Origin of the sequence: Sphingomonas sp. ERG5, assembly GCF_000803065.1 — a bacterium.
Classification (GTDB): Bacteria; Pseudomonadota; Alphaproteobacteria; order Sphingomonadales; family Sphingomonadaceae; genus Sphingomonas.
Genome location: NZ_JSXI01000016.1, coordinates 171,407 through 187,407, shown reverse-complemented (window position 1 = coordinate 187,407; position 16,001 = coordinate 171,407). Strand labels below are relative to the sequence as shown.

Annotated in this window: 13 protein-coding genes; 1 reads left to right on the top strand and 12 read right to left on the bottom strand. The window is 61.4% G+C overall.

Annotation, left to right across the window (positions count from 1 at the left end; genetic code table 11):
- Positions 1–181 precede the first annotated feature (181 nt).
- The 8 genes from OO12_RS04775 to OO12_RS04740 all read right to left on the bottom strand — a co-directional run bounded on the left by OO12_RS04775 (position 182) and on the right by OO12_RS04740 (position 9,790).
- Positions 182–3,343, bottom strand: a complete 3,162-nt coding sequence (locus OO12_RS04775; protein WP_200887380.1) for a TonB-dependent receptor domain-containing protein — start codon at positions 3,341–3,343, stop codon at positions 182–184.
- Positions 3,344–3,949: 606 nt separating this feature from the next.
- Positions 3,950–4,885 (bottom strand): polysaccharide deacetylase family protein, encoded by a 936-nt coding sequence (locus OO12_RS04770; RefSeq protein WP_034157475.1) that lies wholly within the window; start codon positions 4,883–4,885, stop codon positions 3,950–3,952.
- The gene (locus OO12_RS04765; protein WP_034157474.1) at positions 4,882–5,772 is read right to left on the bottom strand and encodes a polysaccharide deacetylase family protein; all 891 of its coding nucleotides are present in this window, start codon (positions 5,770–5,772) and stop codon (positions 4,882–4,884) included. Before OO12_RS04765 ends, OO12_RS04770 begins: the two co-directional genes overlap by 4 nt.
- Positions 5,772–6,455, bottom strand: a complete 684-nt coding sequence (locus OO12_RS04760) for an isochorismatase family protein (RefSeq protein ID WP_034157473.1) — start codon at positions 6,453–6,455, stop codon at positions 5,772–5,774. The genes OO12_RS04765 and OO12_RS04760 overlap by 1 nt, the downstream gene beginning before the upstream one ends.
- Positions 6,456–6,505: 50 nt before the next feature.
- Positions 6,506–6,832 (bottom strand): hypothetical protein, encoded by a 327-nt coding sequence (locus tag OO12_RS04755; protein ID WP_034157472.1) that lies wholly within the window; start codon positions 6,830–6,832, stop codon positions 6,506–6,508.
- A 2-nt stretch (positions 6,833–6,834) separates the two neighbouring features.
- Complete coding sequence (locus OO12_RS04750) at positions 6,835–7,959, bottom strand: class I SAM-dependent methyltransferase (protein WP_052215547.1); 1,125 nt, start codon at positions 7,957–7,959, stop codon at positions 6,835–6,837.
- Between the two features lie 110 nt (positions 7,960–8,069).
- A complete protein-coding gene (locus tag OO12_RS26710; RefSeq protein WP_052215546.1) occupies positions 8,070–9,005 on the bottom strand; it encodes a hypothetical protein in 936 nt (311 codons plus the stop codon).
- The gene (locus OO12_RS04740; protein ID WP_235364684.1) at positions 9,005–9,790 is read right to left on the bottom strand and encodes a GntR family transcriptional regulator; all 786 of its coding nucleotides are present in this window, start codon (positions 9,788–9,790) and stop codon (positions 9,005–9,007) included. Before OO12_RS04740 ends, OO12_RS26710 begins: the two co-directional genes overlap by 1 nt.
- A 78-nt stretch (positions 9,791–9,868) precedes the next feature.
- On the opposite strand from OO12_RS04740, the gene OO12_RS04735 reads away from it, so the two are divergent.
- Positions 9,869–10,270: a GlcG/HbpS family heme-binding protein gene (locus OO12_RS04735; RefSeq protein ID WP_034157471.1), complete on the top strand. Its 402-nt coding sequence runs from the start codon at positions 9,869–9,871 to the stop codon at positions 10,268–10,270.
- Positions 10,271–10,287: 17 nt separating this feature from the next.
- On the opposite strand, the gene OO12_RS04730 is transcribed toward OO12_RS04735, so the two are convergent.
- From OO12_RS04730 to OO12_RS04715, 4 genes are all read right to left on the bottom strand, one after another.
- Positions 10,288–11,145, bottom strand: a complete 858-nt coding sequence (locus OO12_RS04730; protein ID WP_034157470.1) for an SDR family NAD(P)-dependent oxidoreductase — start codon at positions 11,143–11,145, stop codon at positions 10,288–10,290.
- A 2-nt stretch (positions 11,146–11,147) separates the two neighbouring features.
- On the bottom strand, positions 11,148–13,124 hold the full coding sequence (locus OO12_RS04725) for an oxidoreductase (RefSeq protein ID WP_052215545.1): 1,977 nt from the start codon (positions 13,122–13,124) through the stop codon (positions 11,148–11,150).
- An 8-nt stretch (positions 13,125–13,132) separates the two neighbouring features.
- On the bottom strand, positions 13,133–13,429 hold the full coding sequence (locus tag OO12_RS04720) for a hypothetical protein (RefSeq protein WP_052215544.1): 297 nt from the start codon (positions 13,427–13,429) through the stop codon (positions 13,133–13,135).
- Between the two features lie 73 nt (positions 13,430–13,502).
- Positions 13,503–15,857 carry a TonB-dependent receptor gene (locus tag OO12_RS04715; RefSeq protein WP_052215543.1) on the bottom strand — a complete coding sequence of 785 codons (2,355 nt, stop codon included), beginning with the start codon at positions 15,855–15,857 and terminating at the stop codon, positions 13,503–13,505.
- Positions 15,858–16,001 lie beyond the last annotated feature (144 nt).

The window sequence follows — 16,001 nt, the reverse complement described above, 5'->3', positions numbered from 1 at the left end:
TCTCTCCATGCACTCTCCTTTTGTTTTTATTTATCTAGTTCACTTGATACAAAGATATCACGCCCTGATATTGAAATATCAAGACAGCGACTCACCTTTGCATCTTCGTAAATAGCATAATTATAGCTATTATAAAATATAATTTGAGCCAAAATGAAGCTAAAATACTATCCTTAATTATTTAGAACCCTACTTTTACGTTAAGTCCGTAGAGCCGTGGATCAAGCGTGAAGACATTGGTAAAGTTACCAAGCTCATCTGGCCCGGTAAATGCATCAGTTATCGGTGTGCTATTGAAGACATTCTTGATATAGAATTGGAATGTCAGGTTTGATTGCGGCCGTGTTAGCGTTATCGCAATATTACCATTACCCCAACCTTTCAGCTTGTCATAAGCGGTATTGTATATCCGTGCGTAGCTACTCGATTGACGATAATAGTCGCCACGCAGGCCGAGCTGCCAGTCATTGAGGAAAAAGGTGTATTGCGCGCCCACATTGAAGGTGAAATGCGGAGCGTTGGGGAGCTGATGCCCGCCAACATTGGCGCCAAAACCCCGCCCCTGATTGGGAGCGCCATAGTTTGATGGATTGGCCGGATCATAGCTTGATGGCTGACTGGGATCATAACCCGATGTGGGATCGTAGACCACATTGCCGAAGAAGGGCTGGGAAAGCAGGCTGCCCGGCGAGAATCTGCCTGGGAAAAAATTGGGCGATTCGCACAACAGCCTCGTGAAGATGCCAATACCATTAGCAAACCGCGGAGGATCGCCCGGCTTCCAATCCGCAGGCGGCGTACCCGTCACCCCCGAACTGATAAACACGGGGGAATTAAGCAACCGCGCGACAACTTCCCTTGGGGCCACGCAAGTATTGGGACTTTGCGCCCAGGGGCGCAGCACGACCCAATCATCATGCCCTTGAAGCCGATCCATCACGTCGATCGAATATTGCCCCTTGCCGATCTTGGTATTGAGATACCCGAAGGTAGCGCCGATCCGGAAATGGCGCGAGGGAATCCAGGCACCCTCGAACTCCAGACCCATCGTCCGCGCATCGAAGTTCTCGGTATGGAAACCGCGATCGATCAGCTGCGATATCTGATATTTCTTATAGTCGTTGTAAAATGCCGCCGCACTGAACATCAACTTGCCACCGGCGAGCTGATTCTTGGTGCCGATCTCAAACGCGTTGACATCCTCCGGCTGAAATGAATCAGTCAAGGTGGTGTAATTGGCAAAATCCGGATTGGAGACCTGACTTCGGGGATTTGCGCCGCCCGCTTTATAGCCATGTGAAAATGAGGCGTAGAGCAAAGTACTGTCGGTAAAGGACAGATTGGGCTTCCAATCAGCGGCCAGGCGACCAGTGAAACGACGCCATTGCTGAACCTTGTCGGGATCTTCCGGATAACCTCGGCCGACGAATCCGCCACCATATTCTCCGGCGAAGGCCAGCAACTGGGTCGCAACCGGCGTCAACGTCTTCCTGTCATCGGTATAGCGAAGCCCTGCCGTTATCTTGAAATTGTCGGTGGCCTTCCAATAAAGCTCACCAAAAGCCGCAGCCGAACGAATCTTCGCAATACTGATGCTGCGTAGATAATTGTGGCCATCCTGCGGCCCTTGACCAATTGGGTTTGGATCGATGTAAATACACCCAGGGTTGGTTTTGCGCTCCGCCTCGGTGCAATCGATCGATCCGAATGTATTCAACCCGAGCGAAATGAGTGTCAACAAATTACTGTAGACATTATATTCTTCGCGGGTTTTGAATTTCACATAATTAGCGCCAACGCTGAAATTCAAAGGCCCATTGAAGGAGGATTGGAACCGCAGTTCCTGTGACCATTGCTCACTGTTAGACCTGGAAAGATCCACGGCCAATGGGCGATCAGAGCATCCAAGTTGCGGATCGCAGAAAGTGCCGCCTCTTGCGGTATCCTCTCCAAGAAACGGAGCAAAAGTCGGCTGAATTAAAGCGCTGAAGCTCGACTTAGGAGCAAAAATAGGCTGCGAATCGAATCGGAAGAAATCCTGCGATCCGTAATAACTGTCCTTCATATAGAGCGTCTGCGAGTAAAGGCGCAGATCAGATGACACATCGAATTCGGCATTGAGCTGCACGACATCGTTCTTGGCCCGGAACACCGGATCATAGACTGTCGAAATCTCACGCAAATTAGCAGATTGCTTGTTACCCTCCACTTTGAATGGGTCGAGTACCGGATTTGCGTAAAGACCGCCGGGATAGAGGCTGGGAAACCCGGCCCGGACGAACAACATGCCGGTGACGATCGGGAAACCAAGGCCGTTGGGCACGCCGTTGGAATCCTTGGTGAACAGCGATTTGTTCTGACAGCCCGGCGTCAGCGTGGAGGCCGGCCAGACGTCATAAAGCGGATAGCTGTTCGGGTCGCCCTCGGCATCGGTATAGCCCTTGGGATATTGGAGCTGGCTTGGCGTATCCGCGCGCGTACAAAGCTGCTTGCCGGTGCGCGAGCGATTATCGTCCTCGTTGAAATGCTCCCAGATCACGCCGATGCGGAAGTTGGATGTCGGCTCCCATAAGGCCGAGGTCCGGATCGACCAGAGATCGCGGCCGTTGACCGCCCGATCAGTGATGGTGTTGTAGTCGAAGCCCCGGCGCTTGGTCCAGGCACCGGCCACGCGAAGCGCGAAATTGTCACCGATCGGAACGTTGACGAAGCCGCGCGCACGCTGCGAGCCGTAATTGCCCACTTCGCCTTGAATTTCGCCGGTGAATTTGGAGAGTTCAGGCTTGTGCGGGATCATGTTGACCACACCGGCCGTCGCGTTGCGGCCATAGAGCGTACCCTGTGGACCGCGCAGCACCTCAAGCCGCTCGACGTCGAAATATTCCTGTTCGAACAGTCGGTTGCGTAGCAAGGTGGTGTTGTTGAAGCTGATCGCCACAGCCGGATCGGCGCTGACCGAAGTCGCCTTGGTGCCAATACCGCGAATCGCGAAATTGAAACTGGTGAAGTTGTCCTTGGAAAAATTGACGTTGGGAATTGCGCGAAGCAATTCCGACCCGCCGTCAATCTTCAGGTCCGCAAGATCCTTGGCGGAGAAAGCCGAGATCGAGATCGGCACATCGAGGATCCTCTCCTCCATGCGCTGCGCCGTCACCACGATATCCCCCGCGCCGGAAGCCTGAGCCTCGGGAGCCTCCTGAATGCGCTCCACACTTGTACGAGCCTGCGCGTCAGGCCCCTCCTGAGCGTGCGCCGCAACCGTCGTTGCGAGCAATCCAATCAGCGCCCCGCCCGTCAAAGCGCGCGCACGCACCTGTCCATAAGAGCTCAACATACGGCTCATTTCCACCCCCTCCTTGCTGCTTCTTTTGGCAGTCGACACCCTTTTGCGGTGACGGGGTGAGGCTATGATATGGAAATTACATAGTCAACACTATCATATAACTGTAATTACCATTTTGGCGGTGTTTGCGAAATTTACGTACGTGAGGCGGCGCCGGGATCCTGAAATTAACCCGTTGATTCTCCAAGACTAAAAAATTGTGGTAATAAGCGCGGGATTTGTCCTACGAACCGTCGTAAATCGCCCGTTCATAGTCGCGACAACGCTGCTGCGGCAGCGGATTTCACAAATCCTGGCTTCGGCCCCCGAGTCGCGGGCAAACCGAAACATCGGTTCGAAGCCGGTGAGACAGCGCCGCCCTTCGGCAATGCGAGTTTCTTCCATCGAACCACCGGAGCGCGGCCAGCGACATGGCATTCGCCCCACCAGCGACGCCAAGGCGAGCGACGCCTTGCCGCGAACAGCAAGGCGCGCCCGATGAATTCAAAGTAACGAGTCGAATCGCGGGCGCCCGGATGATCTTCCGATCATCCCGGGAGCCTGATCCGCGCTCTCATGCCGACCGCCTTTCGCTTGGTAACGAAACACAGATTGATGTTCGGCTCGCTATGCGCGCTCCCGGCCCCGCTCCTGCTGGTCGACCCAGGCCTGAACGATCGCATCGCCCGGCGCGATCCAGGCTTCCGGGCGGCTCGACAGATCGGCCAGCAGCGCTTCGAACGCGCCGATCCGGTATGGCAGCGCCGTGATGTACGGCGTGATGTGGATCGGGAGCATCCGTCCGCACTGGCCGCGCGCTTCCGTCGCCAGCCAGTCGAACGCATCGGTCATCTGTTGCGCGAAACTGTCGGCGGATTGCTGTTGCACCGTGATGATCTGGCGATCGGACAATTCGTGATTGAGCGGCAGATTGATCAGGCCATTGCTGAAACGATATGGCAGTTCGTCATTCACCCAGTCGCAACCATAGGTCAGTCCCGCCTCTTTCAGGAGATCGGGTGTGTTCCAGCTCTCCGACCGGGCAATCGACAACCATCCGCTTGGTCGCTTGCCCGATACGCGCTCGAGCGTGTCGAGCGACGTCGCGATCAGCGCGCGCTCGTCCTCGATCGGCATGCCCGACGCGATCGTGCCGTTCATGTCGGTCGAATGGGCAATGATCTCATGACCCGCCGCGACGATGTCGGCGATCAGTTCGGGATAGCGTTCGGCAATCGCCGCGTTGGTCGCGACCGAGGCGGTGACGCCGGCTTTGGCAAAGGCATCGAGCAGCCGGTAAAAGCCGATCCGCGTGCCATAATCGCGCGAGGTATAATGGCGATAATCGGGATAGGGCGTGACCATGTGGCCGGGCGCGCGGAACGGCGTGTCCGAGGGCGTGATCGGAAACCATTCCAGGCTGACGCAAATCCATACCGCAACCGATTTGCCGTCCGGCCAGGCGACCGGCGGCCGGTCGCGCAGCGCCGTCCAGGGATAGAGATCATGGTCATAGCCCAAGCGGCGCTTCGGATAAGCGAGATAGGTGGGGTCGAGAGTCATGCGGCGGCTCCCGCCTGCGCGCGCCAGGCATCGACGATCTCGCCGGCACGGGCGATCCAGGCACGGCCGTCGGCGGCGATATGTTCGAGCACGCGCTCGAACGCGCCGATGCGGTGCGGCTGGCCGATCAGATAGGCGTGAAGCGGAATGCACATCACCGTGCCCGACGCCGCACCTTCCTGCGCGAGCCGTTCGAACTGGCGGATCAGCGTGTCGGCATAATCGCGCGGGCTCATATTATAGACGAAGAAGCCGTAATGGTCGTTGACCTCCAGGCTATAGGGGATCGAGGCGAGGCGGCCCTTCGCGACCTTGACCGGCTGCACCTGATCGTCGTGATACAGGTCGCAGGTATAATCCAGGCCATATTCGGCGATCAGGTCGAGCGTGCGCGGCGTATGAGTCAGTGCCGGCGCGAGCCAGCCGCGGATACGCTGGCCGGTCGCCGCCTGCACCGTCGCGATCGAATCCTCGATGATCGCGCGCTCCTGCGCTTCGTCCATGCCATAAGTGTAGCGCGTGTTGTAAATGCCATGGCTGAAGAACTCCCAGCCGCGCTTCGCCCCGTCCTCGACCACATCGGGATGGTGCTGGCACAAGGCGACCGAGAGCGAGACGGAACCGGGAAAACCATGCCGGCTCATCGCCTCGGCCATGCGCCAGTGCGAGACGCGGTTCGAATGATCGCGATGCGCATAGCCGACGATATCGGGATGCGGTTTGGTCCAGCTCTTGCGCTGCGGGTTGGCCGGCGGATCAATCTCATAATATTCGAGATTGGGCGCGACCCAGACCGCGACGGTCTTGCCGCCCGGCCAGACGATCTTCGGCCGGTCGCGATAGGGGGCGAAATCATACAGGCCAGGATCGGCGGCGCCCTCGCGCATCAGCGTGCCTCCAGCCAGTCGATGACGGCCTGGACCGGTTCGACATCGGCATATTTGAGCTGAAGGTCGGTCAGATTGGCGAAATGATAGCTGGCATGCTTATCGGCGCAGGTCTCGATCGGCACGATCGTGCGATAGCCATGGCTCAAACTGTCGACTGCGGTCGCCCGCACGCAGCCCGACGTCGAGCCGCCCGTCACCACCACGGTGTCGACCTTGTGCCACACCAGATAGCTGGCCAGCGAGGTTTCGAAAAAGGCCGAGGGCATCCGCTTGGTGAATTGCAGGTCGCCGGGATCGATCTCGCAGCGCGGGTCGAAGTGATGCCGCTCGCTGTCATATTTGATGTTCTGCAGCGAATCCGGCGTGTCGGTCCGCGTACCCCAGATCCCGGCATCGCCCGCATCGGCCTTATAGGCGACATGGCTCCAGATCACCGGCATGTTCCGCGCACGCGCCAGCGCCGAGAGGCGATTGACATACTCGATCTGCCGCGGGTCCGTTTCATAAGCGGTCGCGAAACGGTCGATCGCGGTATAGGCCAGCTGGAAATCGACATTCACGATGGCGAGCTTCTGACCGAAGCCGAATTTCCTGCGCGCGGGATTCGCCATCACGCTGTCGAAGATCTCGCGCGCCGTGCGGCCGTCGTCGATCATCCGCGTTCCCACCAGATCCGCCATTTACTCGTCCTTACTTGTCTTCACCAAACGCTCGAAGATCAGGGCGCGCCTTACCGTTCCGGTCGCCCATCGGTCGGCACGCGCGGATCGATCAGGATGCGCAGCACGCGGGCCAGCAACGCGTCGGTCGCCTGCTGGCGCTCGTTGGCCGCCGCCCCGTCATACGCCGTGTCGCGAAGCGCCTCGACCGTCATGCCGCCTTGTTCCGCGACGAACCGCTCGAGCCGATCGATTCGATCGTTCGAGACCGCCAGTTCGACCAGCAGTGCAAGGGCGATGTTGAGCACTTCCTCGACTTCGCGATCATCAAGGCTCTGCGGCCGCGCGCCGCGCGCGGAATGGACCAGCGCCAGAATCGCATCAATGGGTGCCGTCATGATCAGCCTCGCTTGCGTGCGGTGATCGCGTACCAGCGGTTCGACCCATGGATCGCGGGCAGGTTGTGCTCGACGATATCCTCGTCGGCGAACCCGGCCGCCAGCATGTCGGCGCGCATGTCCGCGGTGGCATAGGTATGCCAGTGCCGCTCATTGTTGAAATGCGTGTCCCAGTCGCGCTCGACCTGATGGACGATCGTCGGTTCGAAGCGGATCGACACGTCCTGATGGATCACGACCCCGCCCGGGCGCACCGCGCGCGCCGATTCCCGGATCATCGCCCGGCGCTTCTCGGCGCCGATCTCGTGCAGCACATTGTGCGAGACGACCAGGTCGAACCCGTCATCCGCGAAGTTGAGCACGGCGGCATCCATCTGGTGGAAATGCACCGCGACGCCGAGCGATTCTGCACGGGCGTGAGCGTAGCGCAACATGCCCGCGCCGATATCGATCGCATGCACATCGGCCTGCGGATAGGTTGCGGCATAAGCGGCGGATGCCGCGCCCGCCGAACAGCCGATGTCGAGGATACGACGCGGTTCGAGATCGGGAAAATGCTCCTCGAGCAACCGGACCGCGACGCCGGTCTTGGTGTCGCCCCGCCCCGCTCCCTGACCGAAGGAGAACACATTGCCGCCGGTTTCATAGAGCGCGCCCGCAACCACATCATCAGGGCCGAGATCGAGCCCATAGCCGCCGGGCTGAAGATGGATGTCGATATCCGCGACCTCGGGCGACGGATCATAATCGGGATCGAGCGTCAGTGATCCCTTGCGGTCGGGCGACTCGATCAGCGCGCGCGCCGCTGCGCTCATCCGGTCGATGTCGCGATAGACCGGTTCGCCGACTGATACCCAGAGCATTTCCTGCGCCGAGCGATTGGCCGCGCTCCACATGCGATAGCGTTGCGATTCGAACAAAGCGGCGCGGATATCTTCCGGGGATTGCGGCTGACGCCCCTGCCGCGCGGTAAAGGCGGGCGCGCCCTCACTGTCATAGCGCGCGACATTGCCCGAGCGGACATTGGCGTTGAGCAACTTGCGGAGCGACACCACGGCGCGCTGCCGGCTACGCTCTTCGGGCGTCGCCCGCGGCAACACCTCATGCTGGAGATCGCGGACCTTCATGGTGCACTCCTCAAATCATCGTCCGGCACATGCTATGTCTTTGACGCCCGGACGGCAACCCATTTTGTTCTAGAATTGATACAAATGATCCAGATCATGCGGATCACCCGTCAACGCCTCCGTTCGATGAATTCGACCAGCTCGCCGGCCGGCCCGACCGCGGCGCAGGTCATTCCGCCATCATAGCCCAGCCCAGCGCGGGCCACCGGTGGGGCGATGGCGATGTCGTCGACCAGGGCAATATCGTCGATCTCGAAACTCGCCATCGCATTGCCGGGCGGCACCATGCCGGGCGCGACCTTGCGCGGTCCGGCAATACGATCCGGCCCGGTGAGATAGCCATCCAGCTCGATCAGGAAGCCATGTTCCGCCAGCCCGAGCGTGGTGAGCGGAAAGCTGTCCTCAGCGGTCAGGCCTTGCGCACGCTGGATGATACGAACCCGCGCATCGCGGATCGGGCGCTGGCGAAGATCGAAGCGATCGACATACCATTGGCGCATGGCCGGGAAATCGCCGCCGGCAAGCACCAGGATGAACGGCCGGTCGATCGCCGCACGCGGGCTGGGCAGGATCGATGTGCTGCGGTCGCCGCTTTCCATCGTCAGGTAGAGGCATTCGCCAGCCGGACCGATCAGCTGCATCGCATGGATCGAGGGCATGAACTGAAGCGGGTTGGGACCGTCGATGATCTCGAACGGCGACGCCCGCAACCGATCGGCCAGCGCATGCACGTCATCGACAATGATCTCGCAAGCGTTCCAGCCAAAACTGGTGAGCGGGCGATAGCCGGGAACGGCATCGGTCTCGATCGCGCGAATATGGACATCATCGGCGCCGTCGCTGCTCAGCAGGATAAAGCGGCGGCCCGCCATACCGGATGCACCCCAACTTGCCGCCAGATCGCCGGCGACCGTACCGCGCTCACGCACGCGGTAACCCAGCCAGTCGACATAGCAGCGCTCGAACCGGTCAAGATCGGGCGCGCCCATGGTCGCCATGCGGAAGCGGGACAGGCGCGGGACGGCACCCGGTACGGAGTCCGTCATCAGCCGAAATGCATCTCCGCCTTCGACTTATGGAGGTCGAGGCGGATCTGGTAGCGGTCCGGGCGATATTGCGCGAGGATATGCTGGACCGGCCGACCGTTAACATCGGTGACGGTGCGGCTGATCCGCAGGATCGGGGAACCGACCTCCACCGCAAGCGTCGCGGCAAGCGTGGCATCGGCCAATGTCGCCGAAATGGTCTGCGTGGCGGCACCGATCTTCACCCCGGCCTGCTCGATCAGCGCCAGGATCGGCGTGCTGCGCAGGCCCGCGCGGGTGATATGTTCACCCAGATCGGTCGGCACATAGCTGATCAGATGCCCCAGCGGCTCGCCGTCGAGCGAGCGGACGCGGACGACCCGGATCAGCGGCGTCCCCACCGCAACGCCCAGCGCTTCGCTGATCGGTGCGCGAGCGGGCGCCTCGCCCAGTTCGATCAGCTTGACCTGAGTCGACCGACCAAAGGTCAGCAGCGATTCGATCGCCTGGTCGATGCTCCCTTCGATCGGGCGCGCCGGCGGTTCGAAGATCACCGTCGTGCCGACCCGGCGCTTGCGCGCGACCAGATTGGTATCGGCAAGTTCGGCCAGGGCGCGCCGCGCAGTGATGCGCGAAACCCCGAAATTCGCGGCCAGTTCCTGCTCGGTCGGCATGCGCGAGCCAAGCGGCCGCTCCCCGCTGGTAATCTCCTCACGCAGTTGCAGGAAGATCTGATGATAAAGCGGGATGGCATTAAGCCGATCGACGCTCCCCAGTTCGCCAAGTTCGATATCCGATTTTTTCAAACGCTCACGCTCCCAGGTTTCCCCACGCCCATTAAGCGGATAGTGCCCGATTGCCGTCGCGACGGGAAGGAGCCTTTGATGAAAACCAAACCGGTCCTCACATCTGCCGAACTGGATCCGATGCTCGCCGCCGCACGCACCGAGGCCGTACGGCGCGGGCTGGCCATGTCGATCGCCATTGTCGATGATGGCGGCTACCCGCTCCGGCTTGAGCGAATGGACGGTGCGGGCGCGATGACGCCGTCGGTCGCGCTGGCCAAGGCACGCACCGCAGCGCTGATGCGGGGATCGACTCGGTTGCTGGCCGAGCGCGTGAAGACCGAACCCGCCCTGCTCCGGCTGACCGACTATCTGCCGATGGAGGGCGGCCTGCCGATCATGGCGCAAGGTGTTTGTGTCGGCGGGATCGGGATTTCGGGCGGCAAGCCCGACGATGACGAAGGCGTGGGCCAGGCGGGTATCGACGGATTGCAGGAATAAGCCGGCGCACGCGCGGCTCAATGCATCTCCTCGCCGCCCGATACGTTCATCGATTCGCCGGTGATGTAGCGCGCCTGCCCTGAGCAAAGGAATGCGCAGGCATTGGCGGTATCCTCGACCTCGCCGACCCGGCCAAGCGGAATCCGCCCGCGCATCGCGGCAAGATATTCATCGACGCTCTGGCCGCGCATGCGCGCCATATAATCATTCTGCCATTCGCCCAGGCCGGTCGTGACATGGTTGGGACAGACCGCGTTGACGGTGATCTGTTCAGGTCCGAGTTCCATCGCCGCGGACCGGGTGAGCCCGACCAGGCCGTGCTTGGACGCGACATAGGAGGAGGTGAGCGCCGATCCCGATTTCGCCGCGCGGCTGGCGATCGAAACGATCCGGCCACGTCCCCAATGCTCCTCGATCGGCTGAGCGAGCATTTGCCGCGCGGCATGTTTCATGGCGAAGAAAGCGCCGCGCAGATTGACGTTGAGCACGGTATCCCATTGCTCTTGCGTCGCCTCGATCAACGGGCCGAACAGATAGCCGACCCCGGCATTGTTCACGAGGATGTCGAGACGGCCAAAGGTCGCAACGGCATGCGCCACCAGCGCCTCGACGTCGTCCTCGACCCGCATATCGGCGGCGAAGGTGGTGATTTCAGCGCCATCCGCCCGCATTTCGTCGGCGACGGCGCGCATTTCCTCATCCAGGCCGATGCCATGCGCGGGCGCGGTGTCGCCGGCGGTCTTGCCGAGATCGTGGAGAACGATCCGCGCGCCGTCGGACGCCAGTTTGCGCGCGATCGCCTCCCCCAGCCCCTTGCGACGCCCGGCACCGGTGACGATCGCGACCTTGCCGGCAATATCGGGATACATCGTCATGTTCAGATCTCCATTCCTGCGCGATACCCTTCGGCCGTCGCCATCAACACGCTGCGCGGCGCATAACAATCGCCCACCAGCGTCACGGATATGCCCGCAGCGCGGAGGGCACCGGCCAGCAGATCGTTCGGGCGGCGCGGCGTCGCAAAGGTGAACAGGGCGACATCGCGGATCAGCCCCTCGCGCCCGCTATGCACATTGGCATAGGCGATTTCACCTTCCTCGAAGCGCGAGGTGGCGAGCGGGCGTACCGACGTCACGATCTCGGCGCCCAGGCGATAGAGCCGTTCATAAGCACCCTGGCGCACGACGATTGCCGCGTCGCTTGCGATCCGGTCGCGCGACGTCAGCAACATGACGCGTTCGAATCGGGCGCAAAGCAGTTCCGCGGCGTCGTAAGTGAAGGCGCCATGATCCTCGTCCCAGATCACCGCAGTGCCCGGCTGGCGGGCTTCGAACCGGGCGAGCATCGCAACCGCGTCGCGCAAATCGGGGAAAACGCCTTCGTCGCGATAGTCTTCCGGCAGGAAGCAGGGCCAGGCGGGCGTCGCGCCGGTCGCCAGGATGACATGATCCGGGTCCAGCGCCAGAACGTCCCGCACATCCGCGTGCCGGCCGAGCCGCATGGTCACGCCGCCCCGATCCGCGCAAAGCCGCTGATAATCATAGATGCTGCTCAGATTCTCGCCGCCCGGCAGCAGCGCATGCAGCCGTGTCTTGCCACCGACCTCGTCACCTGCCCCCAACAAGGTCACCGCATGACCGCGCGCGGCGGCGACCCAGGCCGCCTCCAGCCCGGCGATGCCGGCACCGACCACCACGACCCGCCTGGCGGCAGGTGCCGGCCCGGGCTGCCAATCGGCCTCGTCCGGCGCACCGACGCGCGGGTTGTTGTCGCATAACAAGCCGCGGCCGCTCGTGATCATGTGCCAGCAGGTGTTGCACGACACGCAATAGCGAATCTCGGCTTCGCGCCCTGCCCTTGCCTTCGCGCCCCAGGCTGGATCGGTGACGAGTGGACGACCAAGCATGACGAGATCGGCCAGGCCATCACGCACGATGCGCTCGCCTTCATTCGGATCGGTGATCAGCCCGAGCGCACCGATCGGAGTGCCGGGCGCGGAGCGGCCCAGCGCGGCGATCCGGTCAACATAAGGCGCGCGCGCGCCGTGCAGGTCAGGAAGATGCGCATGCAGCGTGTCGCCATGCGCACCCCAGCACCAGGTGAGATAATCGACCGCGCCGGTCGCATGGACTCGTTCGGTGATCGCCGCCGCCTCGGCCAGGTCGATGCCGCCGACAATCCCGTCCTCGGCCGGCAGCTTGACCCCGATCATGAAGTCGCGACCGCAAGTCGCGCGCAACCCTTCGATCAATTCAGTCAGCAAGCGCGTGCGCCCGGCACGGTCGCCGCCATAGACATCGTCGCGGATATTGGCCTGGGCGGAGAGGAATTGATGGAAGAGATGGCCATGGCCGGCGGAAATCTCGACCCCGGCAAAACCAGCGCGCGCCAGCCGGAGCGACGCGGCGACGAACGCGTCGATCATGCGGCGCACCTCGTCGGTCGACAGCGCATGCGGAACGGTCCAGCTCAGATCGTCGGGAAGCGGCGACGCGCCATAAGCGAAATCATTGCGCCCGCCATTGCGGAAACCGCGACCATTGTCCTGGACCTGCCCCAGCATCAGCCCGCCGGCCGCCTCGACTGCACTGGCCCAGCGCGCAAAAGCGGCGTCATTCTCGGCAGTGAACGCCATCGGCCGGGTCGGGAGCGTGTGCCAGTGCAACATCGCCATCGGCTCACTGACCAGCAGCGCCGCACCGCCTTTGGCACGGTTGACATAATAGTCGATCAGCCGATCCGTCACCCGGCCACGATCGGCATAATGGGTCGACATCGACGCATGGACGATCCGGTTGGGCAGGATGCGCGTCCCCACCTCCACTGGCGAGAACAGATGCGGATAGGCGGTCATCGCGCCGTTCAGTCCGGCGCGTGCATCCGCAGCACGCGCTCGATAAAGGCCTTGCGCCAGGCGGTGCGCTCGCTCTCGATCATATCGTCGGCGCGGAAGCTTTCGATATCGTCCCGGCTGATGCTGGTTTTGGCATCGAGCAGCCGCTCGATCGTGTCGACACGATCGCGCAACGCCGATGTCTCCGCCATCAGTTCGAGCAGGAACGTCATCATCTGGTCGAGCGACGGGTCTTCGAAGAAATGCGGCCGCTTGCCCTTGCTGACGCGCGGCAAGCTCACATCACCTGGAACGGGTTTCGTCATGCTCGCATCTTCCAGAACATCGAATCGAGGCGCGGCAGGGTTGCGCCCTGCCGCTCCCCAAAGGCAAGTCGGATCAGAAGTCCTTGCGCACGCGCAACATCCAGCGGCCCGGATCGTTGAGGTACGGGTAGATCAGAAACGACGTCTTGAAGGTCTTGTCGAAGCAGTTGGTGCACTCCGCCGTAATCGACGCGCCAAGGTTGCTGTTGCGCAGGGTGAGCCCGAAATTGAACAGGCTGTGCTTGTCCTGATAGCCACGCGGATCATCCGAGGTCGAAACCCATGAGCCGTCGGTATATTGCCAGGTGGCGTTCGGCACGAGCGTGGTCGCGTCGCCCAGGTGGAAGGTGTAGTTCGCACCAAGGGTCGAGGCGAAGCGCGGCACGCGTACCGGCTCGGCGACGGTGCCGGTCGGGGTGACGATGCCCGCATTGCAATTATTGGCGACGATACCGGCCTTGCAGCGCGCGATCTGCGCATAGACCGCCGGATTGAGATTCTCGTAGCGCGCCTTCTGCATGCCGAACGACCAGTAGATGTTCAGGCCGGTCACCGGAATCACGGTCACCTCCCCTTCCAGGCCGTAATTCTTCAGATCGGCAAAGTTGCGCGTCAGATAGGTGATCGTGCTGGTGATGGGATCGAGATAGCCGGCCGGCAGCTGGAAATCGCGATCGACGAAGGAGAAGCCGGTCAGGTTGACACGCAGGTGGTGGTCGAAGAATTCGGACCGGATGCCGGCTTCATAGGACCAGATGGTTTCCCGCGTGAACGGCACGGCAAGCGCAGCATAGTTGGCACGGGCATTCCAGCCACCCGATTTGAAGCCCTTGGTCGCCGAGGCGAAGACCATCACATCGGGCGTGATCTTGTAATTGATCGCAAAACGCGGAGTCCACACCTTCGAGCTTTGCGTGATCGGGATGCCGGCCTTGACGACGTCGATCGTCGAGAAGGGCTGATTGTTGACGCCCGAGCGCGGCAAGCTGTTCGGGTTGGGCGCGAACGCGACATCCTTGAATTCATCGGTGTAGCGGATGCCGGCGGTAAGCGTCAGGCCCTGCACCGGATGCGCGTCGAACTGCGCATAGCCGGCATAGGCCTCCGTGCCGTTCCTGACCGTGCGATCCTGCGTCACCGTCGCGGAACCGACCAGCGGCACGTTCACATTGGCGAAGGAGGTCCGGTTCTTTTCATTGAGGTAATAGAAGCCGCCGACATAATCGAGAAAGCCGTTGAACGCCTTGCCCGTGACCTTGATCTCCTGGGTGAACTGGCTGCTATACGCGTCATTGGCGAGGACAGTGGTCGTGCCGGGCGACGACGAGATATAGTCAAAGTTCTTATAGATCACCGATGCAGCAGTCCGGCTGTCCGCGCTGTCGGTGACATATTCCTGGAAGAGATGGCGGTAGCCGGTGATGAAGTTGACCGTCGCCGCGCCGACATCGACCTTCAAATTCGAGATGATCGAATAGGATTTGGCGGTATTGCCGAGCATGTTGTCGGCCAGTTCGGGCGAAACGATCGACCCGATCGCCGTGTCCGAACGCAATTTGGTGAAATTGATCCGCTTGTTATCGCTGTCGCGATAGAAGTTCACCAGATTGGCGCCATTGGCATAGACATAGTCGGACGAGAGATCCCAGGTCACATTGTCCGAGATCAGGCCGCGGACCGCGCCGCGCAGGCCCCAGCTATGATCGCCATTGAGCCGTTCGCCCGTGGTCTGATTATAAACATAGCCATCGGCGCGGGTGAAATAACCCGACACTTTGGTGAGCAGCTTGTCCTCCACGATCGGGATATCGACCGAGGCGCGGCCCTGGGTGCGGTTGTACCTGCCGTAACCGGCTTCAGCGAAGCCAGTGAAATCATTGCCCGGCTTCTTCATGATGACGTTGATCGCGCCGCCGGTCGTGTTGCGGCCGAACAATGTGCCCTGCGGCCCGCGCAACACTTCGACTCGCTCGACATCGAAGAAGGAGAAATTGTTGGCGCCCTGGCGCGACAGGAAGACGTCGTCGACATAGCTGCCGACCGGGACGTCGAAGGTCGCGATCGATTCGGTATTGCCCAACCCGCGCAGCGTATAGGCGTTGGCCGTGCCGAGCGCGGTGTTGTTGTGGCCGATCAGATTGGGAACATAGGCAATCAGGTCGAGCGTGCGCGCCACCTGCCGCACCGACAATTCCTGATCGGTGAACGCGCTGACCGAGAGCGGCACATCCTGCAGTCTTTCCGAACGGCGCTGCGCCGTCACCACGATGTCGGCCAGGCCGCTATCACCGGCCGGTGCCGCATCGGCCTCCGGCACCTGGGCGGGCTCGGGCGCGGCGGCCGGGGCCGTCTGCGCGAGGACGGAAGTCGAGGTCATCAACAACGCCAGCCCGAAGGTAGCGCCGATCCTCTTGGTGGTGGCAGTCATTTGCTTCGCTCCCTTCATGTCTTTTGGACGGCTCGGTTTCCGAGTCCGTAAGTGACCGTCCCACTGCGAAACCGGCCGCGTTGTCGCGGCTCTCAACCTTATATGTCGTTAATATGTCGTTCCTCGTATCACCGGGAACATTGT

Bases quoted from the DNA above. Each gene is read 5' to 3' on its own strand.
- OO12_RS04765 (WP_034157474.1), bottom strand. From the start codon at position 5,772: ATGCGCGAGGGCGCCGCCGATCCTGGCCTGTATGATTTCGCCCCCTAT.
- OO12_RS04755 (WP_034157472.1), bottom strand. From the start codon at position 6,832: ATGACGGCACCCATTGATGCGATTCTGGCGCTGGTCCATTCCGCGCGC.
- OO12_RS04775 (WP_200887380.1), bottom strand. From the start codon at position 3,343: ATGAGCCGTATGTTGAGCTCTTATGGACAGGTGCGTGCGCGCGCTTTG.
- OO12_RS26710 (WP_052215546.1), bottom strand. From the start codon at position 9,005: ATGACGGACTCCGTACCGGGTGCCGTCCCGCGCCTGTCCCGCTTCCGC.
- OO12_RS04725 (WP_052215545.1), bottom strand. From the start codon at position 13,124: ATGACCGCCTATCCGCATCTGTTCTCGCCAGTGGAGGTGGGGACGCGC.
- OO12_RS04730 (WP_034157470.1), bottom strand. From the start codon at position 11,145: ATGACGATGTATCCCGATATTGCCGGCAAGGTCGCGATCGTCACCGGT.
- OO12_RS04760 (WP_034157473.1), bottom strand. From the start codon at position 6,455: ATGGCGGATCTGGTGGGAACGCGGATGATCGACGACGGCCGCACGGCG.
- OO12_RS04720 (WP_052215544.1), bottom strand. From the start codon at position 13,429: ATGACGAAACCCGTTCCAGGTGATGTGAGCTTGCCGCGCGTCAGCAAG.
- OO12_RS04750 (WP_052215547.1), bottom strand. From the start codon at position 7,959: ATGAAGGTCCGCGATCTCCAGCATGAGGTGTTGCCGCGGGCGACGCCC.
- OO12_RS04770 (WP_034157475.1), bottom strand. From the start codon at position 4,885: ATGACTCTCGACCCCACCTATCTCGCTTATCCGAAGCGCCGCTTGGGC.
- OO12_RS04735 (WP_034157471.1), top strand. From the start codon at position 9,869: ATGAAAACCAAACCGGTCCTCACATCTGCCGAACTGGATCCGATGCTC.
- OO12_RS04715 (WP_052215543.1), bottom strand. From the start codon at position 15,857: ATGACTGCCACCACCAAGAGGATCGGCGCTACCTTCGGGCTGGCGTTG.